Consider the following 21,086-nt stretch of genomic DNA (forward strand, 5'->3'; position numbering starts at 1 on the left):
TATGAAGCAGAATCTGACGGAACTGGTCTTCATCCTGGACCGCAGCGGTTCCATGCAGGGGCTGGAGAAGGACACCATCGGCGGCTTCAACGCCATGATCGAGAAGCAGAAAAAGGAGCCCGGCGAGGCCTTTGTCTCCACCGTCCTCTTTGACGACCGGGCGGAGGTACTCCACGACCGGGTGCCGCTGCATGAAGTGCGGCCCATCACCGGGCAGGAGTACTATGTGCGGGGCTGCACCGCTCTGCTGGACGCCATCGGCGGGGCCATCCACCACATCGGGAACATCCACAAGTACGCCCGGCCCGAGGATGTGCCGGCACGCACCCTCTTTGTCATCACCACCGACGGCATGGAGAACGCCAGCCGCCACTACACCGCCCCGCAGGTGAAGGCGGACATCCGGCGCCAGAAGGAGCGGTACGGCTGGGAGTTCCTCTTCCTGGGGGCCAACATCGACGCGGTGGAAACGGCGGGCCATCTGGGCATTGCCCCCGACCGGGCGGTGAATTACCACAGCGACAGCGTGGGCACCCGCCTCAACTACGCGGCCATGAGCCAGGCGGTGTCCTCCCTTCGGAACAGTTCCATCCTGGACCCACACTGGAAGGACGCCGTGGAGGCGGACTTCCGCGGGCGCCGGCCGAAACAAAAATAAACAGGAGGGGCAAAGGCACCGCCTTTGCCCCTCCTGTTTTATGCCCTTTTGCCGCTGCCCGCCAGCAGGCCCAGGGCGAGGAGGGCGCTGCACACATCGGCGGCGGCCTGGCCCATGAGCACGCCGTTATAGCCGAAGAGCCTTACACAGACCAGCAGCGCCGCCACAAAGACGACCCCCTGCCGGCTGATGGACAGCACAAAGGCGGGCCCCACCTTGCCGGTGGCCTGGAACAGCACGGTGAGCAGCAGCACGATACCGGCAAACACCGTGGAGACCGCCTGCCAGCGGAGCATCTCCGCGCCGGTGGCGATCATGGCGGCGTCCTTCACAAAGGCCCCCATGAGGGGCGACGCCAACAGGCAGAGCACCGCCGTCAATGCCAGGGAGAGGGCGGTTAAAAAGCCCAGGCAGAAGCGCACCAGCTTTTTCATTTCCGCCCGGCGCCGGGCGCCGTACAGGTAGCCGAACAGCGGCACCCCGCCGAAGGAAAATCCGATCAAAACCAGCTGGGCGATCATGTTGATCTTCAGCACGATGCCCATGGCGGCGATCTTGTCGTTGCCGTAGGGCAGCAGGAACTGGTTCACCACGATGACGCAGAGGCTCTGCATCAGGTTGCTCAGGGCCGCCGTCACCCCCACGCCCAGGATCTGGCGCAGCTCCCGGCCGCTGACACGGCAGAGGGAGGGCCGGACGGACAGACAGCGGCTTTTTTGGTGCAGCAGCCAGAGAAAATAGAGGACGCTGCACAGGTAGCCGATGACGGTGGCCACGGCGGCGCCCATGGCGCCCATCCCCGCCACCGAGATGAGGATGGGGTCCAGGATGATGTTGATGACGGCGCCCAGGATGGTGCCGATCATGGATTCGGCGGCCATCCCCTCGCAGCGCACCAGGTTGGAGTGGATGAAGCTGAGCACGATGATGGGCGCGCCCACGGCCAGCACGATGTAGTAGGCAAAGGCGTGGGGCAGGGTGTCGGCGTCCGCTCCCAGCAGGAGCAGCAGGGGATGGCTGAACGCGCTCATCAGCACGGCCAGCACCACGCCGGTGGCCAGCGCGATGTAAAAGCAGAAGGCGCTGACCCGCTTGGCCCCCTGCTCGTCCTGGCCGCCCAGCAGCCGGGAGATCAGCGAACTGCCGCCCTGGCCGAAGATGTTGCCGAAGGCCATCAGGGCGGTGAACACCGGGGCGCAGAGGGACACCCCGGCGATCAGGTTGGTGTCGTTGGTGCGGGCGATGAAAAAGGTGTCCGCCAGATTGTAGACCAGCGTCACCACCAGCCCCAGCACCATGGGAAAGGCCAGCTGAAAATAGCTGCGGTACAGATGTTTTGAATCAAACAAAGTTTCCATACAGGTCGCCTCCACAGCACTTTATTATAGGCGTTCCCCTTGCATCTGTTTGTGTCATGTGGCACAATAGAGAAAAAAGAGGTGAGCAGGATGCAGGAACTGGCGGGCCGGGCCCGGCTGGAACGGTTTTACGAAGAGCAACGGGAGCATTTCCGGCAGCGGCCGCCGGTGCTGAAGCTGGTGGCCTTTGAAAAGGGGGAGATCCTCAACGACCCGCTGCGGCTGCTCCGTTGCTTTTACATTCTGGTGCGGGGGAGTGTCTCCATCTACCACCTCACCGAGGAGGGGGCCATCCGCTACATCTCCAAGGCGGCCCGCGGCACCCTGCTGGGGGACATCGAGTTCAGCGGTGCGGCCAGTCTGCCCCTTTATATCGAAGCGGCGGAGCGGGTGCTCTGCCTGGCGGTGCCCTTCCGGGAAAACCAGGCGGCCCTGGAAAACGACCCGGTCTTCCTGCGGTTTGTGCTGCGCCAGCTGGCGGCCAAGCTGTCGTTGTCCGCCGTCATGACGGCCTCCGCCCAGACGCTGGAGGAACGGGTGCTGTTTTTCCTGGGAAACGTCCAGCCGGACCACGCCATCACCTCGGTGAACCAGGCCCTTCAACCCCTCCACTGCAGCCGCCGCCAGCTCCAGCGGGTGCTGAAAAAGCTCTGCGACGGGGGCCGGGTCATCAAAACCGGCCGGGGTTGCTACCGGCTGGCCGGGCCGCAAACTACCACAGGAAAGGAGAGCGGGTTTTGAGCACGCAAATTTCCATAGCCGACGATTTTGACCTTTCCAAGATTGCCCAGAGCGGACAGTGTTTCCGGGTAAAAGAATTTGAGGATGGATCCTTCCGCTTTGTCACGGGGCGGGAGGTGCTGTACCTCCGGCAGTCTGCCGGGGGCTTTGCAGTGAGCTGCCCGGAAGAGACCTGGCAGCGGGTGTGGGGTCCCTACTTTGATTTGCAGCGCAACTACGCCGCCGTGCAAAAAATCATCCCCGATTCCGATGCCTACATGAAGCTGGCGGCCAAAGAGGGCCGCGGCATCCGCATCCTGCGCCAGGACCCCTGGGAAATGCTGGTGACCTTTATCATCTCCCAGCGCAAAAGCATCCCGGCCATCCGGCAGGCGGTGGAACTGCTGGCGCAGCGGTTCGGCGAGGCCGTCACCACCCCCTGCGAAACACTGTACACCTTTCCCACGGCCGCACAGCTGGCGGGGGCACAGGCCGGGGACCTGGCCGCCTGCAAGCTGGGCTACCGGGTGCCCTACCTCCAGGACGCCGTGGCCAGAGTGCTGTCGGGGCAGCTTGACCTCACGGCCCTGGCGACCCTGCCCGACGCAGAGCTGTTCGAGACCCTCAAAACCATCCGCGGGGTGGGGGACAAGGTGGCCAACTGCATCTGCCTTTTCTCTTATGGCAGGATGGGCGCCGCCCCCGTGGATACCTGGATCCATAAGATCATTGCCCGGGAATACGGCGGACGCAACCCCTTTCCGGACTACGGCGAATACGCCGGCATTCTGCAGCAGTTCGCCTTTTACTACGCCATCGCCCACAAGGAGCGGTTCGCCGGGGTGTGATGTGGCCTGTTTTTTGGAAAGGAGCGTATCTGTATGACCGAACAAACCGTGGATTGGGAGACATTTTTCCGGGAGCGCCAGCGCCAGGAGAAAGAGGACAAACTGGCCCGGTTCCGGCACCTGAACCCCTACGTGCGCAAGGGACAGGTCGTGTTTGCCGGTTCCAGCCTGATGGAACAGTTCCCCATCTATGAATTCCTGCTGGACTTCCAGCTGCCCTACACCATCTACAACCGCGGGGTGGGCGGCTTCACCACCGACGAATTCTACGCGGCGCTGGAGGACTGTGTCTTTGCGCTGGAACCGGCCCACCTGTTCCTGAATATCGGCACCAACGACCTCAACGGCCCCGAGTACCGGCTGTCCCGCCTGCTGGACAACTACGAAAAGATCCTGCAGGCCATCCGCGGGCGGCTGCCCGCCACCAGGCTCAACCTGATGGCCTACTACCCGGTCAATCCCGCGGTGGCCACCATCCCCCACATGCAGGAAATTTTCCGCCACCGCACCAATGCCCGCATCCGGGAAGCCAGCGAAGGGGTCCGGGCCCTGGCTGCCCGGTACGGGGCGCGGTTCCTGGACTGCAACGCCGGGCTGACCGATGCCGACGGCAACCTGAAGGCGGAGTACACCATCGAGGGCATGCACATGTATGCCAACGGCTACAAGCCGGTGCTGGATGCCCTGCTGCCGGTGCTGCAGGAGATCGGGGCACAGTAAACAGAACAACAGAAAAGACCGACGGAGCCTCCGCAAAAAGGCTCCGCCGGTCGTTTTGTATACAAAAAGGAAATCACCCTTTGCCCCGCGGCCGGAAGAGCGCGCCGCAGATGAAATAGACGCTCAAAAACGCGATGAGGAAGCCCGCCGCCGTGTCGGTCAGATAGTGGGCGCCCAGCATGATGCGGGAGAGGGCCACCACGGCGGTCCAGACAAACCCGAAGGCCACCAGCGCCCGCCGGTAGCGCCCCAGCCGGGGTTTGAGGCAGGGGGCCAGCCCCAACAGCAGCATGGTGGCGGCGTTGGCGGTGTGGGCGGAGGGAAAGGACTTGAACTCGTCGGCGCCCACTCCGGCGGCCAGCAGGGGGCCTTTCAGGGCGGCGCCCCGCCGCCACCAGGGGAAGAAGTAGGCCTCGGGATGGCTGACCACCAATCGCATGCGGGGGCGTCCCCAGAACACCTTGATGAGATTCACCACCGCCAGCTGGCAGAGGATGACCAGCAGGATGGCCAGGGCCACTCGGGCGATGCGGTTGGGGTCTGCCCCCTTGGCCAGGCGGCGGGTGAGCAGCACGGTGACAAGGCAGAGCACCAGCCCCGCCGCGGCCGGCACCACCGGCGATACCGGCAGATACAGGGCGGGCAGGAAACAGACGAGCCCCACGCCCACCACCAGCAGCAGAACGCCTCCCGCCGCCTGGAGCACCCCGGCCACAGACCGCGCCCCGCTGCGCCCGCAGAGAAACAGCGTGCCCGCCGCCACACAGCCCAGGGGCGCGGGGATGGCGCCGTAGGCCGCGAAGAAGAGGGCAAAGGGGCTGGAATCGTCATACAGCGCCGAGGAAAGGGGATAGTCCACCAAAGACCCCAGCACCATCAATGCCAGCGCCACAACGACGGCCCCCCACAGGGTGCGGCGGGACAAAAAAGGCGTACATCCGTTCACGAAACATTCCCTCATTTCCTGTGTTTTGGCCCCGCGGGGCCTTTTCCCATAGAAGTAGTATACCACATGGGGCGCAAAAGGCATAGGCTGTACTTCGGGGGAGCTTCCCGCCCTGTCTTGCGGTACGGAATTTTTTGTAAAAAGCAGGCCCGGGGTATTGACATATACCCCCTGCGGGTATATGATACAGATACCCCACAGGGGTATACGAAGACAAAACCACGGAAAGGAAGCACCCATGGAACAGGAAAAGAACTGCTGCTGCACCCACCGCACCAAGGAGCGCACGCCGGAGGAGTACAAAAGCCTGATCAACCGGCTGAGCCGGATCGAGGGGCAGATCCGCGGCATCCGCAAGATGGTGGAAAGCAACATGTATTGCCCCGACATTCTTGTGCAGAGCGCGGCGGTGACGGCGGCGATGAACGCCTTCAACAAGGAGCTCCTCTCCGATCACATCCGCACCTGTGTGGCCCACGACATCCGCGAGGGGGACAAGGAGACAGCCGACGCCAGCATCGACGAGCTGCTCCGGGTCATCCAGAAGCTGATGAAGTGAGCCCCGGGGCCATTCCATCGCACGGGAGGGAAACAAATTCATGAAACAATATAATGTCACCGGCATGAGCTGTGCGGCCTGCAGCGCCCATGTGGAGAAGGCCGTCTCGGCGGTGCCGGGGGTCACATCCTGCACGGTCAGTCTGCTGACCAACTCCATGACCGTGGAGGGCAGTGCAGCGCCCGCCGATGTCGTCGCGGCGGTGGAGGCCGCGGGCTACGGCGCCGCCGAAAAGGGCGCCCGGCGGGAGGCAGCCCCTGCCGCCGATGAGCTGAAGGACACCGAGACACCCAGGATGGTGCACCGGCTCATCGCCTCCATCATCTTCTGGCTGCCGCTCATGTACATCATGGGCTGGATGCTCTGGCGATGGCCGCTGCCGCCCTTCTTTGAAAACAACCATCTGGCGCTGATGATGTTCGAGATGCTGGACACCATCGTGGTCATGGTCATCAACCAGAAATTCTTTGTCAGCGGCTTCAAGGGGCTGGTACACCGGGCCCCCAACATGGACACCCTGGTGGCCATGGGTGCCACGGCGGCCTTCGGCTACAGCACCGTCATGCTGTTCCTCATGGCGGACGCCGTGATGCAGGGGGATATGGCCCGGGTCATGGCCTATATGGACGAGATGTATTTTGAATCGGCGGCCACCATCCTGACGCTGATCACCATCGGCAAGACGCTGGAGGCCTACTCCAAGGGCCGCACCACCGACGCGCTGAAGAGCCTGATGAAGCTGGCCCCCAAGACCGCCACTGTCGTAAAGGACGGTGTGGAGACCGAAGTGTCCATCGACGCGGTGCAGCAGGGGGATATCTTTGTGGTGCGCCCCGGCGAGAACATCCCGGTGGATGGTATGATCCTGGAAGGCCACAGCGCCGTCAATGAATCCGCCCTCACTGGCGAGAGCATCCCGGTGGACAAGGCCGAGGGGGACAGCGTCTCGGCGGCCACCATCAACCAGTCGGGCTTCCTGCGCTGCCGGGCCACCCGGGTGGGGGAGGACACCACCCTCTCCCAGATCATCCAGATGGTCGGCGATGCGGCGGCCACCAAGGCCCCCATCGCCAAGATCGCCGACAAGGTCTCCGGCATCTTCGTGCCCACCGTCATCACCATTGCGGTGATCACCACGCTGGTCTGGCTGCTGCTGGGCCGGGATGTGGGTTACGCCCTGGCCCGTGGCATCTCGGTGCTGGTCATCAGCTGCCCCTGTTCGCTGGGGCTGGCCACGCCGGTGGCCATCATGGTGGGCAACGGCATGGGCGCCAAGAACGGCGTGCTGTTCAAGACGGCGGCCTCCCTGGAGCAGGCCGGTGAGGTGGACATCGTGGCGCTGGACAAGACCGGCACCATCACCAGCGGCGAGCCCAGGGTCACCGACATCCTGCCCGCCGACGGCACCACCGAAGAAGAGCTGCTCCGGCTGGCGCTGGCCCTGGAGCAGAAGAGTGAACACCCGCTGGCCCGCGCCATCATGGAGGAGGGCGCCCGGCGGCAGATGCAGGCCGGGGCGGTCACCGACTTTGCGGCCCTGCCCGGCAACGGCGTGACTGCCCGGCAGGAGGGCGCTGCGCTCTGCACCGGCAACCTGAAATTCATCGAGACCCATGCCGCTGTTTCCCGGGAAATCCGCGCCAGGGCGGAGGAACTGGCTGCCCAGGGCAAGACGCCGCTCTTCTTCAGCCGGGACGGCCGGCTGGCCGGTATCATCGCGGTGGCGGATGTCATCAAGGCGGACAGCCCCCAGGCCGTGCGGGAACTGCAGAATATGGGCATCCGAGTGGTCATGCTCACCGGCGACAACCAGCGCACCGCCGATGCCATCGGCAAGCAGGCCGGTGTGGATGAGGTCATCGCCGGGGTGCTGCCCGACGGCAAGGAGAGCGTCATCCGGGACCTCATGACCCAGGGCCGTGTGGCCATGGTGGGCGACGGCATCAACGACGCCCCCGCCCTGACCCGGGCCGACACCGGCATTGCCATCGGCGCCGGCACCGACGTGGCCATCGACGCTGCCGACGTGGTGCTGATGAAGAGCCGCTTGAGCGACGTACCCGCCGCCATCCGGCTGAGCCGGGCCACCCTGCGGAACATCCACGAAAACCTGTTCTGGGCCTTCTTCTACAACAGTATCGGCATCCCGCTGGCGGCAGGCGTCTTTGTGGCGCTGGGCTTGACGCTGAACCCCATGTTCGGCGCTGCGGCCATGAGCCTTTCCAGCGTCTGCGTGGTGAGCAACGCCCTGCGGCTGAACTTCTTTGATATGCACGACGGGCGCCGGGACAAAAAAGTCCGCCATAAGCCCCGCAAGGACCAGCCCCAGGACGCCGCACCCCGGAATACCGCCTGCTGCATCGTCCAGTGCCCGGTCGAGCCTGCCCCGGCGGCGGAGGGCACCGTGGAAAAGACGATGGAGATCGAGGGCATGATGTGCGAGCACTGCGAGCGCACCGTCCAAAAGGCCCTGGAAGCGGTGTCCGGTGTACAGCAGGCCACCGCCGACGCCAAGGCCGGCACGGCGGTCATCCTCATGCTGCCCGATACCCCGGAGGAGGCTCTCACCAAGGCGGTGGAGGAGGCCGGTTATCTGCCCCACGGCATGCGGTAACGTCCGCACGCCTGTCGATACAGAGGGGCCGGCCCACCGCCGGTTCCCCAAAACCAACAACCAGGAGGATTGCATTCTTATGAAAAAGATGATGAAAGTGGAAGGTATGCACTGCGCCGGCTGTTCCGGTCGCCTGACGAGATTGCTGGAGGCCCTGCCCGGGGTGGAGAGCGCCGCGGCTGACCATGCGGCGGGCACCGCCGAGGTCACCCTCCAGGGAGACCTGCCGGACGACACGCTGAAGGCCACGGTGGAGAAGGCCGGATTCACCCTGACGGACATCCGGACCGCCTGAACCCACCCGTCCGATAAAAGAAAACAGCGCCCCGGGAAATGGCCCGGGGCGCTGGAACGAAAATGCTCCCGGAAAGCAGATGCTTTCCGGGAGCGTTTTCTGTTTATGAAGAGGAATCCTTTTGGGAAAATGCGTTGTTATTCTGCCTGGACGGTTTCAGCGGCCCGCTTGGCCTGCAGCTGGCTGGCAATCTTTTCCAGCACGCTGCCGTCCAGCTTGTAGCCGCCCACGTAGATGACGAAGGCCAGCACCGTGATGACGGAGGGCACCACACCCATGAGGATGCGCATACCCATGATGGTCTCGGCGGTCTGGGGCACATTCTCCACATAGCCGAAGATGGTCAGGCCCACGCCGATGAGCCAGCCGGCCACGGCGGAAGCGGTCTTGACCAGCAGGGTCTGGAAGGAGGCCACGATGCTCTCGTTGCGGGTGCCCAGCGTCACCTCGCCGTAGTCGATGACATCGGCCAGCATGACGGTGGTGGCGCCCAGGGTCAGGCCGGAGCCGAACTTATAGAACAGACCGCAGACGATGGTGAGGGGGATGTTCTCGGGGGCCACCACGCCCACGCCCAGCAGGCCCAGCAGGCCGATGGCGGGGGTGAAGCTGGCCAGGGCGAAGACGGTCTTCTTGTTCATGAAGCGGGAGAACAGCGGGAAGAGGAACAGGGCGCCCATCTCAGCCAGAGAGGCGGCGGTGGTGAAGTAGGGGAACAGCCCGTCATCCATGGTGACGTACTTGAAGTAGTACAGCGCCATGCCGCCGGCCAGCTGGACAACCAGGTTGTAGGCCAGCACCACGCCGATGTAGACCTTCAGCTGGTCGTTGCCGGTGATGACATGGAGGGCGTATTTCAGCGAGGTGCGCTCGCTCTTTTTGGAGGAAGCGGACTCCAGGCTGCTGCGGTCACGGGAGAAGATGACGGTGACCATCAGGGTGACCACGAAGATGACGGCCACCAGCACAGCGGTGTTGGCATAGCCGCGGGCCTCATCGCCGTTGCCCAGCAGGTCGATCATGGCCAGGCCGAAGGCGCCGATGAGCAGCCAGGCAGAGCTGGCGAAGATACGGGGGATGACCGACATGGAGTCCCGTTCCTCCTTGGTGGAGGACAGGGAGGGCAGCATGGACCAGTAGGGAATATCCAGCACGGTGTAGGTCATGCCCCACAGGATGTACATGACCGAGTAGTAGGCGTACTGGGCAAAGCCGGAAAGATCGGGTCCGCGGAACAGCAGCACCAGAATCACCGCATTGATAATGGTGCCGATACCGATCCAGGGGCGGAACTTGCCCCAGCGGGTGCGGGTGTTGTCCACGATGAAGCCCATTATGGGGTCATTCACCGCGTCCCATACACGGGCCACCAGGAACAGGTTGCCCACGAAGAGGGGTGCCAGACCGACGGTGTCGGTGAGGTAGATGGTCAGATAGGTGCTGATCATGGCGTAGCACAGGTCCTTGCCCAGGCCGCCCACACCGAAGGCCAGCTTCCTTCCCATTGTTTGTTTCATGTTGTGTGATACCTCCATCCATTTCTTACAAACCGATTACTGATTCTTCTCAAACTGTACCAGCACGCTGGCGTAGTCGCCGCTCAGGTGCAGGGGCAGTCCGTGATCCATGAGATAGCTGCCGCTCTTGACGATATCGCCCTGGGAGGTGTGGACAGTATACCGCGCATCCTCCTCCAGACCCCGCAGCCGGACGGTGGTGCCCCGGTGGCCCACCTTGCTCTGGGGCAGGAAGGCGAAGAGCACGCCCTTGTCCCCCTTCAGGTATTCGTACAGGAAGTACTGGTCGGCGCTGGGATTGTCCAGCCGGTAGAAGGCGCCCTCCTGGATGATGGGGCGGATCTCCTTGTACTGGGCGATCATCTTCTGGGCCAGGGCCACCTCCTCGGGGGTGAACTTTAGGATGTTGCAGCCGATGCCCAGGCTGCCCATCATGGCGCTGTGGAACCGGAAGGTCAGGGGGATCACCCGGCCCGACAGGAAGTTGGGGCAGTCGGTGACCCAGGCCCGCATGGCCTTGATGGGATAGATGCGGGAGTAGGAATTCTGGATGTACAGCCGGTCGTAGGCGTCGGTGTTGTCGCTGGTCCAGAAGTCGTCGAAGATGCCCAGGATGCCGTAGTCGATGCGGCCGCCGCCCGAGGCGCAGGCCTCAAACAGCACGTCGGGGTGCTTCTTCTTCAGCTCGGTGACCACATGGTAGATGAACTGGATGTGGTTGTACCAGATATCCCGCTGGGGGCCGGTCTGGGAGATGGGACGGTTGGCGTCCCACTTGATATAGTCGATGTCATACCGGGTGAGGAGGTTGTCCAGCATGTTGTAGATGAACTCCTGCACCTCCGGCTTGGTGACGTTGAGCACATACTGTACCCGGGAAGTATCGGTGACCCGGGTGTCGTAGTGGTAGATCCAGTCGGGGTGGTCCTGGTAGAGCTTGGCTTTGGGGTTGACCATCTCGGGCTCCACCCACAGGCCGAACTTCATGCCCTGCTCCTTCACGGCGTCGATGAGCTCCTCCAGCCCGTTGGGGAACTTGCCCTCGTTGACGTACCAGTCGCCCAGGCCGTTCTGGATGCTGTGCCGCTCGCCGAACCAGCCGTCGTCCAGCACAAAGAGCTCGGCGCCCAGCTCGCTGGCCTTCTGGGCCAGCTTGATCTGGTCCCGGCAGTTCACATGGAACTCGGTGGCCTCCCAGGAGTTGTACAGCACCGGCCGCAGCCCCGCGCTCATGATGTGGTCCAGGGCGAAGCGGTGCAGGTTGTGGGACATCGTCTCAAAGCCGGTGGCCGAGTAGCCGCACAGGATGGCCGGCGCCGTCAGCGTCTGGCCGGGCTCCAGCGCCAGCAGGCAGTCGTGGGGATTGATGCCCATCTGGACCAGCGTCTCGCCGTAGGGGGTCTGCTCCACCACGCCGCTGAAGTTGCCGGTGAGCCGCAGCGCCCCGAAGAAGACTTCGCCGCTCGTCTCGGTGGCGTCCCGGTCCAGGATGAAATAGGGGTTGTGGTTGTGGCTGGAAGTGCCCCGGCGGTTCTCGATGAGGATCTTGCCGTAGCTCACCCGCTGGGTGAACGGCTGCTCCTCGGCGCCCCAGTGGCCGTGCACGTTGGAGAAATTCAGGTTTTCATAGGGAATATGGAACTGGGCGCTGTGCAGCTGCTCGATCTGGAGCGGTTCCTCCATCTCGTTTTTCAGCACCACGGTGCGCTCCATCAGGTCATAGGCGGGGTAGAGCTTGTAGTGCAGATCCATCCGGAAGGCGTAGTGCTCGTCCTTCAGGTGGAGCACCAGTTCCTCCCAGCCGTCGCCCTGCTCAGTGTCGTACCCGTCGTACCGGTAGACCAGCTCCCGGGTGCCGTCCGGGAAGGTGACTTTGAGGCAGTGCTCCTTGTAGCGCAGCCCGCCGTGCACCGGGAATTCCTCCGGCGTGATCTCAAACACCGGGTCGTTGGTGGATACCTCGGTGAGGACCGGCATCTCCAGCTCGTCGGCGGAGGGCAGCTTCTTGCCCCAGTAGAGATGCCGTACCAGGCCCCGGTCGTCGATGCCGAAGGCGTAGCTGGTATTCCCGGTGCTGAGCAGGAATACCTGGCTGTTCGTTCCAACTGCAATGCTCATCTGTTTCTCCCTGTTTTTCTGCAATGGTTTTTGCGGGTTTTATATCATGGTTTTACGCGCTTTTTTCTTGCATGAAAATGTTAACACGCAAAAATCCCGATGTCAACGAATTTACTAATGCTTTTACTGAATAAGGGAAAAGCCTGTAAAATATTTACTAAAAACACCCTTCGTATTTATGCAAAAAACGCAGAGGAAAAACTCTCCTCTGCGTCGATTCTTGGTGATATATTTGTCTTACTGGTCCCGCACGCTGCCCCGCTCTTCCAGGCGGCAGGAAATGATGATCTGTTTGGGGTGGGTCTTTTTCTGCCAGAGCAGTTCCATGCAGATGGCCGCCGAGTCGGCGTTCTCCCGCAGGAAGACCTCCACCGAATCCAGGGGCGGCTGGGCCAGCCGGGACAGGCTGGTGTTGTTGAAGGTGATGACCCCCACATCCCGTGGCACCTGGAGGTCAAACTCCCGCAGCGCCCGCAGCAGGCCGGGGGCCACCACGTCGCTGGCGGCAAAGATGGCGTCGGGCAGCGGCTTGCCCGCCTGCAGGTAGTCCCGCATGAAGGCGTAGCTGCTGGCGGAGTTCATCTCGCAGTCCAGCACCAGGTCCTCCTCAAAGCGGCCCCGCTCCCGCAGGGCGTTCTTGTAGTAGTAAAAGCGGGGGTCCATGGTCAGTTCCTTCTTGGGGCCGAAGGTGTAGACGCTGCCCAGGTAGGCGATCCGCTCATACCCGTGCTTCCACAGGCTGTGGAGTACCTGCCGCACAGCCAGATGGTAGTTGGGCACGATGCTGCAATACTTCTCCACATCGGGGTTGGAATCCAGAAAGACCAGATTGTCGGTGTAGCGGTGGAAGTCGTCGATCTCCCCCTGGGTGAACCGCCCGATGGCCACAATGCCGTCCAGCGGCAGGTCGTCGTTCTTCACAAAATGGCCCGCCTCGTTGCGCAGCAGGGTGCAGGTGCTCCAGCGGCGGGCAAAGCAGACCTCGTCCACCACATTTTTCAGCATCAGATAGTAGATATCCTCCCGCAGCTGGGGGGTCTCAAACATCTGGGCAATGCCGATGCGCTTTTCCCAGTTGGCGGGCTCCGGGGCCTCCTGCGGATGGGCTGCCTGGTATCTCTGCTGCAGGGTCTGGTATCCCAGATCCCGGGCTGTGCGCAGCACACGCTGCCGGGTGTCCTCCGTCACACTGAGGGTGGGGTCCTGGTTGAGTACCCGGGAGGCGGTGGCCGGGGAAACCCCGGACCGCTGGGCAATCTCTTTCAGTGTCACCATGACCATACTCCTGTATTATTCAATCTGCCCGTTGGACAGAAGGTAAAATATTTCCAGTGGTTAGAAATTATTTTACCTTATTTTACCATGGTATACAAGGCTTTGGGAAAAAATAGGCAAAACTTGCCGCAAAAAAGCGGCGAAACCCGCTGCATCTGCCGCAAAGCGCCGTGAGCGGGGCGGCGGTCTGTCCGGCTGCCCTGCTCACGGCGGCGGTATTTTTTTCAGGATTCCGGGGGTTCCGGCGGTTTGGTGCTGCAGCTTCCGCCGCTGCAGCAGCATCCTCCCAGGCTGCCCGAGAGCAGCAGCCCGATCAGCCCCATATAGACCATGGTGTTGAAGGGGTTGGAGGTGATGGCGCAGGTCCCGGTGGGGCAGCCCACCAGCGCGTAGTAGATAAGGCCCACCAGTGCGCCGCCTGCGGTAAAAAGGACCGGCCGCCGCCATTTTTTCCAAAGTTCCTGTAACATCTGCTGTCGCCTCCTGTTCGGTGATGGATCCCCTGCGGGGGAATGCTTTTTCTGTGGTTGTGCACACAGTATACCGCATTTTCCGGGAACGTACCGTGACAAAATCACCCGGCGCCCCGATTGCATTTGCCGCCCCGACGTGATAGGATAACGGTATTGTCCGGCAGTCCCTGCCCGGTTCAGGAGGAAAACCATGACCCTTTTACAACTGAAATACGCGGTGACGGTGGCGGCCGCCGGCACCATCAGCGAAGCGGCCAAGGAGCTGTATATGGCCCAGCCTAGCCTGACCGCCGCCATCAAGGAGCTGGAAAACGAGCTGGGCATCACGATTTTCCGGCGCACCAACAAGGGTATCCTGATCTCGGCGGAAGGGGAGGAGTTTCTCGGCTATGCCCGCCAGGTCATCGAGCAGACCAGCCTCATCGAGGAGCGGTATCTGGGCACCGCTCCGGTGAAACACCAGTTCTGTGTGTCCACCCAGCACTATTCCTTCGCAGTGGAGGCCTTCGTGGACCTTTTGAAACAGTACGGCGGCGACGAGTACGACTTCCGCATCCGGGAGACCCAGACCTACGAGCTCATCGAGGATGTGGCCAGGCTGCGCAGCGAGGTGGGAGTGCTCTACCTCAACCCCTTCAACGAGACGGTGCTGCGCAAGACGCTGCGGGAAAACGACCTGACCTTCCACCGGCTGTTCGTGGCCAAACCCCATGTCTTTGTGGGGGCCACCAGCCCGCTGGCCCAAAAAAGCGTGGTGACGCTGGAGGATCTGGAACCCTACCCGCGGCTCTCCTACGAGCAGGGGGAGCACAACTCCTTCTACTTTTCGGAGGAGATTCTGAGCACCCGGGAGAGCAAAAAGGACATCCTGGTCTCCGACCGGGCCACCCTGTTCAACCTGCTCATCGGGCTGAACGGCTATACCATCTGCAGCGGCGTCATCAACGAGGAGCTCAACGGCGAGAACATCGTGGCGGTGCCGCTGGCGGTGGACGACCGCATGGAGATTGGCTACATCACCCACCGCAAGGTGGGGCCGGGGCCCTTCGGCACCCGCTACATCGAGGCGCTGAAGCGGTACACCGCCGCCCAGGACCAGAGCGAATGAAACAGCGGTTTGCTATAGACGCAATCTATGGCAAACCGCTGCTTTTTGGTATTTTACACCGGAACTTCCCGCCGGTATACTGGAAACCGGTTCCGATCAAGAAAAAAGGGATGCCGCCGACGCGCAGTGGGCGGGGTCCGCTGCAGATAAAGGAGAATGGGAAGATGAACAAGGTACACACGCCGTTCCGGTACGACTATGTGGGCAGCTTTCTGCGGCCCGAGGAGCTGAAAAAGGCCCGCGCCGATTTTGAGGCGGGCGCCATCGACACCTGGCAGCTGAAAGAGGTGGAGGACCGGTGCATCACCCAGCTGGTGGCCAAGCAGAAGGCCGCAGGCTACCATGTGATCACCGACGGCGAGTTCCGCCGCGCCACCTGGCACCTGGATTTCATGTGGGGCTTTGAGGGTATCGGCCACAGCGCCACCCAGGAGGGTCTGCCCTTCCACGGGGAGGCCGCCAAGATCGACGACACCTACCTGACGGGCAAGCTGTCGGTGGGGGTGCATCCCTTTGTGGAGCACTTTAAGTTCGTGAAGGCGCTGGAGGATGAAAACACGGTGGCCAAGCAGACCATCCCGGCCCCGGCCCAGTTCCTGGAGCAGCTCATCATGCCCATGAACCTGCCCGACACCCGCAAGTTCTACCCCACCGACGAGGAACTCATCGCCGACCTGGTGGCGGGCTACAAGAAGGTCATCGCCGACCTCTACTCCGCGGGCTGCCGCAACCTGCAGTTCGACGACTGCACCTGGGGCTGCTTTGTGGACCCTAAGGCCACACTGTTCTTCGGCACCGACGAGGCGGGTCTGGAAAAGCTGCAGGAGGAGTTCCTGCTGGTGAACAACCTGGCCCTGGAGGGCAAGCCGGAGGACCTGGTGGTCAACACCCACATCTGCCGGGGCAACTTCCACTCCACCTGGGCCTGCAGCGGCGGGTATGACCGCATCGCCGGGCTGGTCTTTGCGCGGGAGAATGTGAACGCCCTCTACCTGGAATTCGACGACGAGCGGTCGGGCAGCTTTGAATGCCTGCGCCAGGTGTCGCCCGACAAGAAGGTGGTGCTGGGCCTCGTCACCACCAAGAGCCCCAAGCTGGAGGACAAGGCGGCCGTCATCGCCCGCATCCACGAGGCAGCCAAGTACGTCCCGCTGGACCGGCTGTGCCTGAGCCCCCAGTGCGGTTTTGCCTCCTGCGAGATCGGCAACAAGCTCACCGAGGCGGAGCAGTGGGCCAAGCTGGCCCTCGTCAAGGAGATCGCCGAAGAGGTCTGGGGCTGAGCCCGCAACCTGCAACCATCAAGCGCCGGAGCGTACCGCTCCGGCGCTTTTGTCTTTCCCCGCACCGTTTGATTGACAGCGGCACGGCACCTCCTTATAATAGAGGAGATTTTGTGCCGGGCGGACCCGACGGGAAAGGAGAACGGGGTGAAACAACACAAAACGACCAAAAAGCGAAGGCTGCTGCGGGTGGCCGCCGTCCTGGCGGCGGTGGTGGTGCTGCTGGCGGGGGCCTTTTTCTGGTATGTCTCGGACTACTACCGGGCGGAGAATGTGGCCCTGGCCGTCCTGAGCGACGGCAGCGGCATCACGGTGGAGGATAATCTGACGGTGCTGGCGCCCTCGGTGCCGGGGGATACGGCGGTGGTGTTCTATCCGGGCGCCAAGGTGGAGGCGACAGCCTACCTGCCGCTGCTGGACAAGCTGCGGCAGAACGGGCTGACCTGCATCCTGGTGGATATGCCCTTCCACATGGCCATTTTTGATGTGAACGCCGCCCAGGATGTGATGGCGCAGTTCCCCCAGTACCGGCACTGGTACATCGCCGGGCATTCCATGGGCGGGGCGATGGCCTCCCGGTTTGCCGCCGGTCACCCCGACGAGATCGACGGCCTGATTCTGCTGGGCGCCTATATATACGGGGACTATCCGCCCGCCGACACGCTGACGGTCTACGGCTCGCTGAACCAGAGCGTGGAGGACAAACTGGACTACACCGAAAACGTGGTGGAGATCCAGGGCGGCAACCACGCTCAGTTCGGCAACTACGGCCCCCAGAAAGGGGATGCCCCGGCCACCATCTCCGCCGAGGAACAGCAGGCGCAGACGGTGGAAGCCATCCTGCAGTTCATCGGGCAGCGGCAGGCAGCCTGAAGAAATGAAAAAGATCCCCCGGCGCTTTCCTCAGAGACCCGGGGCAGGGGGATTGTGGTTTATGGGGAAATGCGGATCAGCGCTCCTCGCGGAAGTAGGCAAGACCCAGGTGAGCCGGGGGCTGGTCCTCCTTCTTGCGGCGCATGGATACGGCGATCAGCACCAGGATAGTGACCACATAGGGCACCATCTGGACCAGGTCGGTCATGGCGCTGGACACCGTGATGCCCAGCAGGCTGGGCAGGAACTGGTACAGCCAGTAGAGGATGCCGAAGAGGTAGGCGCCCCAGATGGCGTTGAGGGGCTTCCAGGTGGTGAAGATGACCAGGGCCAGGGCCAGCCAGCCCAGGGCCTCGATCTGGCCGGTGGTGGCCCAGATGCCCTGGTTGTAGTCCAGCACGTAGTACAGGCCGCCCACGCCGCAGATGGCGGCGCCGATGCAGGTGGCCAGGTACTTGTACCGGGTGACGTTGATGCCGGCGGCGTCGGCGGTGGCGGGGTTTTCACCCACGGCCCGCAGGTTCAGTCCCGCGCGGGTGCGGGTGAAGAACCAGTGCAGCAGGATGGCCAGCACGATGGCGGCGTAGGCCAAAAAGCCGTAAGAGAAGACGGTCTGCCCCAGCACGCCCATCTGGGAGAGCACGGGGATCTTGGCGGCAAAGGCCTTGTTGGCCACGGGGGCGGCGCTGTAGGTGGCGCCGTTGAGGATGAAGACGCCGAAGAAGTTGGCCACGCCCATGCCGAAGGTGGTCAGGGCCAGGCCGGTGACGTTCTGGTTGGCCCGCAGGCTGATGGTCAGGAAGGCGTAGATCAGCCCGCCCAGAGCGGAAGCCGCCAGGGCGCAGATCAGCGCGATGAGGACGCTGAGCACCGGGTTGGGGTTGGCCACGCTGTTTTCGTAGAAGTAGGCGCTGGCAAAACCGGCGAAGCCGCCCAGATACATGATGCCGGGCACGCCCAGGTTCAGGTTTCCGGACTTTTCGGTGATGGTTTCACCCATGGCGCCGTACATGATGATGGTGCCGAAGGGAATGGCACGCATGATCCATGCAATCAGACTGCTCATTTGCCCTTCACCTCCTTGTGGTGACCACGCCAGATCAGGCGGTAGTTGATAAAGAATTCGCTGCCCAGAATGAAGAAGAGGATGACGCCGGTGATGATGTCGGCGGCGTACTCATTCAGGCTGTAGGCCGAGGCGATTTCGGAGGCGCCGCGCTCCAGGAAGATCAGCAGGAAGGAGATCAGCGCCATATAGAAGGTGTTGAACTTGGCAAGCCACGCCACGATGATGGCGGTGAAGCCGTTGCCGCCCGCCGAGGAGGTGGAGATGGTCTGGTCACGGCCGGCCACGATGAGGAAACCGGCCAGGCCGCAGATGGCGCCGCTGATGATCATGGTGCGCACCATGACGCGGCGGACGTTGATGCCGGCGTAGCGGGCGGTGTTCTCGCTTTCGCCCACCACGGCGATCTCGTAGCCGTGCTTGGAGTATTTCAGGTAGGCGTACATGGCAAAAGTCAGCACCAGCACCACGATGATGTTGATGGTGTACCGCTGGCCCAGCACGATGGGCAGCCAGCCGGCCTTGGTGGCCTTGTTCAGGGTGCCCAGGCTGGAGGCCTGGCCGCGCATGATGTTGGTCATGCAGGCCACGATGCTGGTGGCTACATAGTTCATCATCAGGGTGAACAGTGTCTCGTTGGTGTTCCAGCGGGACTTGAACCAGGCGGGCACAAAGCCCCACAGGGCGCCGGCCGCCAGGCTGCCCACCACCATGGCCGCAAACAGGGCGGGAACGGGCAGGCTGTTGCCGAAGTAGACCATGATGAGGGCGGTGGCAAGACCGCCCACCAGCACCTGGCCCTCGGCGCCGATGTTCCAGAAGCGCATCTTGAAGGCGGGGGCCAGGGCGATGCCGATGCACAGCAGCGTAGCCAGGTCACGCATCGCCCAGGAGAAGCGCACGGTGGTGGAGAAGGTACCGCCCCACATGACGCCGTAGACGCTGAGGGGGTTCAGGCCGGTGACGAAGAAGATGAACAGGGCGTCCACCACCAGCGCCAGCAGGATGGCCACGGCCCGCACCGCGATCTTGCGGCGCAGGGGAGCCGCCTCCCGGCGGGCAATACGCACCAGCGGTTCGGAAGGATGAGTGGTTTGGGATGCCATCAGGCGCGCACCTCCTTTTCATTCTGCAGGTCGGTCATGCGCAGGCCGACCTCCTCCTTGGTGGTGGTGCGGGCGTCCAGCATGCCGTTGGCCTTGCCGCCGCACAGTACCAGGATGCGGTCGCACAGCTGCAGCAGGACATCCAGGTCCTCGCCCACATAGATGACGGCCACACCGTTTTTCTTCTGCTCGTTGAGCAGGCGGTAGATGGTGTAGGAGGTGTTGATGTCCAGCCCGCGCACGGCGTAGGCGGTCATCAGCACGATGGGGGAATCCGCCAGTTCGCGGCCCACCAGCACCTTCTGCACGTTGCCGCCCGACAGCTGGGACACCGGGGTGTTCAGGTCGGGGGTGACCACGCCCAGCTCCTCCCGCACTTCCTCGGCCAGCTTGCGGGGCGCCTTGCGGTCCACGATGGGGGAGGCGCCGCGGCCGTAGCTCTTGAGCATCATGTTGCCGGTGATGCCCATGGAACCTACCAGGCCCATGCCCAGCCTGTCCTCCGGCACGAAGGAGAGGTGGATGCCCGCATCCCGGATATCCTTGGGGGTCTTGCCCAGCAGGGAGGTGGGCTTGTCCTCGGCACCGGGGGCAAAGAACTGGATCTTGGCCCCGGCATCGGCCCGCTGCAGACCGGCGATGGCCTCCAGCAGTTCCTTCTGGCCGTTGCCGGAAATGCCCGCAATGCCCAGGATCTCGCCGCCGTAGGCGTCAAAGCTCACATCGTCCAGCACGCGGCCGCCCTCGGGGCCGGTGACGCTGAGATGCTGCACCGACAGACGCTTGGTGGGATGGTCGGGCTGGGGACGCTCGATGTCCAGTTCCACCTTCTTGCCCACCATCATCTCGGTGAGCATGGCCTCGTTGGCGTCCTTGGTGGCCACGTCGCCCACATACTCGCCCCGGCGCAGGATGGCTACCCGGTCGCTGATGGTCAGCACCTCGTGGAGCTTGTGGGTGATGATGACCACCGCCTTGCCGTCGGCCTTCATGTTGCGGATGACCGCAAAGAGCTTGTCGGTCTCCTGGGGGGTCAGCACGGCGGTGGGCTCGTCCAGGATCAGGATGTCGGCGCCGCGGAACAGCACCTTGACGATCTCCAGGGTCTGTTTCTGGCTCACGCTCATCTCATAGACCTTCTGGTCCAGGTCCAGGGCAAAGCCGTACTTCTCGCAGATGGCCCGGGCCCGGTTGCGCACCTTCTTCAGGTCGAACTTCTCGCCGGGTTCCATGCACAGGGCAATGTTCTCCAGGGCGGTGAACACGTCCACCAGCTTGAAGTGCTGGTGGATCATGCCGATGCCCAGACGCAGGGCGTCCCGGGGAGAGCGGATATCCACCGCCTGGTCCCCCATATAGATCTCGCCCTCGTCGGGATAGTAGATGCCGGCAATCATGTTCATCAGGGTGGTTTTGCCCGAACCGTTCTCCCCCAGAAGGGAGAGGATCTCGCCGTGATGTACCTCAAGGCTCACATCATGGTTGGCTGTCACTTCGCCGAAGGTCTTGGTGATGTGTTCCAGCCGGATGGCATACTGGGTGTTCGGCATGG

At 62.9% G+C, this 21,086-nt stretch carries 19 protein-coding genes; 10 read left to right on the top strand and 9 right to left on the bottom strand.

The annotated features are described in order from the left end of the window. Position 1 precedes the first annotated feature (1 nt). Positions 2–658, top strand: coding sequence for a hypothetical protein (locus tag ABGT73_RS01210; protein WP_346668028.1), 657 nt, complete (start codon positions 2–4; stop codon positions 656–658). Positions 659–696: 38 nt separating this feature from the next. On the opposite strand, the gene ABGT73_RS01215 is transcribed toward ABGT73_RS01210, so the two are convergent. Then, complete coding sequence (locus ABGT73_RS01215; RefSeq protein WP_346668029.1) at positions 697–2,016, bottom strand: MATE family efflux transporter; 1,320 nt, start codon at positions 2,014–2,016, stop codon at positions 697–699. A gap of 90 nt (positions 2,017–2,106) precedes the next feature. Here ABGT73_RS01215 and ABGT73_RS01220 point away from each other — a divergent pair, with 90 nt between their 5' ends. The 3 genes from ABGT73_RS01220 to ABGT73_RS01230 are packed head-to-tail and all read left to right on the top strand — an operon-like array spanning position 2,107 to position 4,304. Continuing rightward, positions 2,107–2,757 carry a cyclic nucleotide-binding domain-containing protein gene (locus ABGT73_RS01220; protein ID WP_346668030.1) on the top strand — a complete coding sequence of 217 codons (651 nt, stop codon included), beginning with the start codon at positions 2,107–2,109 and terminating at the stop codon, positions 2,755–2,757. Further along, positions 2,754–3,584, top strand: coding sequence for a DNA glycosylase (locus tag ABGT73_RS01225; RefSeq protein WP_346668031.1), 831 nt, complete (start codon positions 2,754–2,756; stop codon positions 3,582–3,584). Before ABGT73_RS01220 ends, ABGT73_RS01225 begins: the two co-directional genes overlap by 4 nt. Before the next feature lie 33 nt (positions 3,585–3,617). Continuing rightward, positions 3,618–4,304 (top strand): GDSL-type esterase/lipase family protein, encoded by a 687-nt coding sequence (locus ABGT73_RS01230; RefSeq protein ID WP_346668032.1) that lies wholly within the window; start codon positions 3,618–3,620, stop codon positions 4,302–4,304. 73 nt (positions 4,305–4,377) lie between these two features. Here the strand turns inward: ABGT73_RS01230 and ABGT73_RS01235 are convergent, their stop codons facing one another. Then, entirely contained in the window at positions 4,378–5,250 is an 873-nt protein-coding gene (locus tag ABGT73_RS01235) for a phosphatase PAP2 family protein (protein WP_346668033.1), read from the bottom strand. 238 nt (positions 5,251–5,488) lie between these two features. Between ABGT73_RS01235 and ABGT73_RS01240 the strand changes: the two genes are divergently transcribed. The 3 genes from ABGT73_RS01240 to ABGT73_RS01250 all read left to right on the top strand — a co-directional run bounded on the left by ABGT73_RS01240 (position 5,489) and on the right by ABGT73_RS01250 (position 8,718). After that, on the top strand, positions 5,489–5,809 hold the full coding sequence (locus tag ABGT73_RS01240; protein ID WP_346668034.1) for a metal-sensing transcriptional repressor: 321 nt from the start codon (positions 5,489–5,491) through the stop codon (positions 5,807–5,809). A gap of 40 nt (positions 5,810–5,849) precedes the next feature. Continuing rightward, positions 5,850–8,423 (top strand): heavy metal translocating P-type ATPase, encoded by a 2,574-nt coding sequence (locus tag ABGT73_RS01245; RefSeq protein ID WP_346668035.1) that lies wholly within the window; start codon positions 5,850–5,852, stop codon positions 8,421–8,423. Positions 8,424–8,502: 79 nt separating this feature from the next. Further along, a complete protein-coding gene (locus ABGT73_RS01250) occupies positions 8,503–8,718 on the top strand; it encodes a heavy metal-associated domain-containing protein (RefSeq protein ID WP_346668036.1) in 216 nt (71 codons plus the stop codon). A gap of 137 nt (positions 8,719–8,855) precedes the next feature. Here the strand turns inward: ABGT73_RS01250 and melB are convergent, their stop codons facing one another. The 4 genes from melB to ABGT73_RS01270 all read right to left on the bottom strand — a co-directional run bounded on the left by melB (position 8,856) and on the right by ABGT73_RS01270 (position 14,098). Then, positions 8,856–10,235, bottom strand: coding sequence for a melibiose:sodium transporter MelB (melB, locus tag ABGT73_RS01255; RefSeq protein ID WP_346668037.1), 1,380 nt, complete (start codon positions 10,233–10,235; stop codon positions 8,856–8,858). 36 nt (positions 10,236–10,271) lie between these two features. Beyond that, a complete protein-coding gene (locus ABGT73_RS01260) occupies positions 10,272–12,353 on the bottom strand; it encodes an alpha-galactosidase (protein WP_346668038.1) in 2,082 nt (693 codons plus the stop codon). 237 nt (positions 12,354–12,590) lie between these two features. Continuing rightward, positions 12,591–13,628, bottom strand: coding sequence for a LacI family DNA-binding transcriptional regulator (locus ABGT73_RS01265; RefSeq protein ID WP_346668039.1), 1,038 nt, complete (start codon positions 13,626–13,628; stop codon positions 12,591–12,593). 224 nt (positions 13,629–13,852) lie between these two features. Next, positions 13,853–14,098, bottom strand: coding sequence for a hypothetical protein (locus ABGT73_RS01270; RefSeq protein ID WP_346668040.1), 246 nt, complete (start codon positions 14,096–14,098; stop codon positions 13,853–13,855). Between the two features lie 193 nt (positions 14,099–14,291). Here ABGT73_RS01270 and ABGT73_RS01275 point away from each other — a divergent pair, with 193 nt between their 5' ends. From ABGT73_RS01275 to ABGT73_RS01285, 3 genes are all read left to right on the top strand, one after another. Beyond that, a complete protein-coding gene (locus tag ABGT73_RS01275; RefSeq protein ID WP_346668041.1) occupies positions 14,292–15,209 on the top strand; it encodes a LysR family transcriptional regulator in 918 nt (305 codons plus the stop codon). Positions 15,210–15,373: 164 nt separating this feature from the next. Then, positions 15,374–16,489 (top strand): 5-methyltetrahydropteroyltriglutamate--homocysteine S-methyltransferase, encoded by a 1,116-nt coding sequence (locus tag ABGT73_RS01280; protein WP_346668042.1) that lies wholly within the window; start codon positions 15,374–15,376, stop codon positions 16,487–16,489. A gap of 147 nt (positions 16,490–16,636) precedes the next feature. Beyond that, positions 16,637–17,362 (top strand): alpha/beta fold hydrolase, encoded by a 726-nt coding sequence (locus tag ABGT73_RS01285; RefSeq protein ID WP_346668043.1) that lies wholly within the window; start codon positions 16,637–16,639, stop codon positions 17,360–17,362. Between the two features lie 76 nt (positions 17,363–17,438). Here the strand turns inward: ABGT73_RS01285 and ABGT73_RS01290 are convergent, their stop codons facing one another. From ABGT73_RS01290 to ABGT73_RS01300, 3 genes are read right to left on the bottom strand one after another with little or no spacing between them, the layout of a single operon-like run. Continuing rightward, complete coding sequence (locus ABGT73_RS01290; protein WP_346668044.1) at positions 17,439–18,428, bottom strand: ABC transporter permease; 990 nt, start codon at positions 18,426–18,428, stop codon at positions 17,439–17,441. Next, a complete protein-coding gene (locus ABGT73_RS01295) occupies positions 18,425–19,534 on the bottom strand; it encodes an ABC transporter permease (RefSeq protein WP_346668045.1) in 1,110 nt (369 codons plus the stop codon). The genes ABGT73_RS01290 and ABGT73_RS01295 overlap by 4 nt, the downstream gene beginning before the upstream one ends. Beyond that, positions 19,534–21,084 (bottom strand): ABC transporter ATP-binding protein, encoded by a 1,551-nt coding sequence (locus ABGT73_RS01300; protein WP_346668046.1) that lies wholly within the window; start codon positions 21,082–21,084, stop codon positions 19,534–19,536. Before ABGT73_RS01300 ends, ABGT73_RS01295 begins: the two co-directional genes overlap by 1 nt. Positions 21,085–21,086: the final 2 nt, after the last annotated feature.

The sequence above is a fragment of the uncultured Subdoligranulum sp. genome, assembly GCF_963931595.1.
GTDB lineage: Bacteria > Bacillota > Clostridia > Oscillospirales > Ruminococcaceae > Gemmiger.

What these genes read in the sequence shown, in the direction of transcription:
- ABGT73_RS01210 (WP_346668028.1), top strand. Translation starts at nt 2, where the DNA reads ATGAAGCAGAATCTGACGGAACTGGTCTTCATCCTGGACCGCAGCGGT.
- ABGT73_RS01215 (WP_346668029.1), bottom strand. Translation starts at nt 2,016, where the DNA reads ATGGAAACTTTGTTTGATTCAAAACATCTGTACCGCAGCTATTTTCAG.
- ABGT73_RS01220 (WP_346668030.1), top strand. Translation starts at nt 2,107, where the DNA reads ATGCAGGAACTGGCGGGCCGGGCCCGGCTGGAACGGTTTTACGAAGAG.
- ABGT73_RS01230 (WP_346668032.1), top strand. Translation starts at nt 3,618, where the DNA reads ATGACCGAACAAACCGTGGATTGGGAGACATTTTTCCGGGAGCGCCAG.
- ABGT73_RS01240 (WP_346668034.1), top strand. Translation starts at nt 5,489, where the DNA reads ATGGAACAGGAAAAGAACTGCTGCTGCACCCACCGCACCAAGGAGCGC.
- ABGT73_RS01245 (WP_346668035.1), top strand. Translation starts at nt 5,850, where the DNA reads ATGAAACAATATAATGTCACCGGCATGAGCTGTGCGGCCTGCAGCGCC.
- ABGT73_RS01250 (WP_346668036.1), top strand. Translation starts at nt 8,503, where the DNA reads ATGAAAAAGATGATGAAAGTGGAAGGTATGCACTGCGCCGGCTGTTCC.
- melB (WP_346668037.1), bottom strand. Translation starts at nt 10,235, where the DNA reads ATGAAACAAACAATGGGAAGGAAGCTGGCCTTCGGTGTGGGCGGCCTG.
- ABGT73_RS01260 (WP_346668038.1), bottom strand. Translation starts at nt 12,353, where the DNA reads ATGAGCATTGCAGTTGGAACGAACAGCCAGGTATTCCTGCTCAGCACC.
- ABGT73_RS01265 (WP_346668039.1), bottom strand. Translation starts at nt 13,628, where the DNA reads ATGGTGACACTGAAAGAGATTGCCCAGCGGTCCGGGGTTTCCCCGGCC.
- ABGT73_RS01270 (WP_346668040.1), bottom strand. Translation starts at nt 14,098, where the DNA reads ATGTTACAGGAACTTTGGAAAAAATGGCGGCGGCCGGTCCTTTTTACC.
- ABGT73_RS01275 (WP_346668041.1), top strand. Translation starts at nt 14,292, where the DNA reads ATGACCCTTTTACAACTGAAATACGCGGTGACGGTGGCGGCCGCCGGC.
- ABGT73_RS01280 (WP_346668042.1), top strand. Translation starts at nt 15,374, where the DNA reads ATGAACAAGGTACACACGCCGTTCCGGTACGACTATGTGGGCAGCTTT.
- ABGT73_RS01290 (WP_346668044.1), bottom strand. Translation starts at nt 18,428, where the DNA reads ATGAGCAGTCTGATTGCATGGATCATGCGTGCCATTCCCTTCGGCACC.
- ABGT73_RS01295 (WP_346668045.1), bottom strand. Translation starts at nt 19,534, where the DNA reads ATGGCATCCCAAACCACTCATCCTTCCGAACCGCTGGTGCGTATTGCC.
- ABGT73_RS01300 (WP_346668046.1), bottom strand. Translation starts at nt 21,084, where the DNA reads ATGCCGAACACCCAGTATGCCATCCGGCTGGAACACATCACCAAGACC.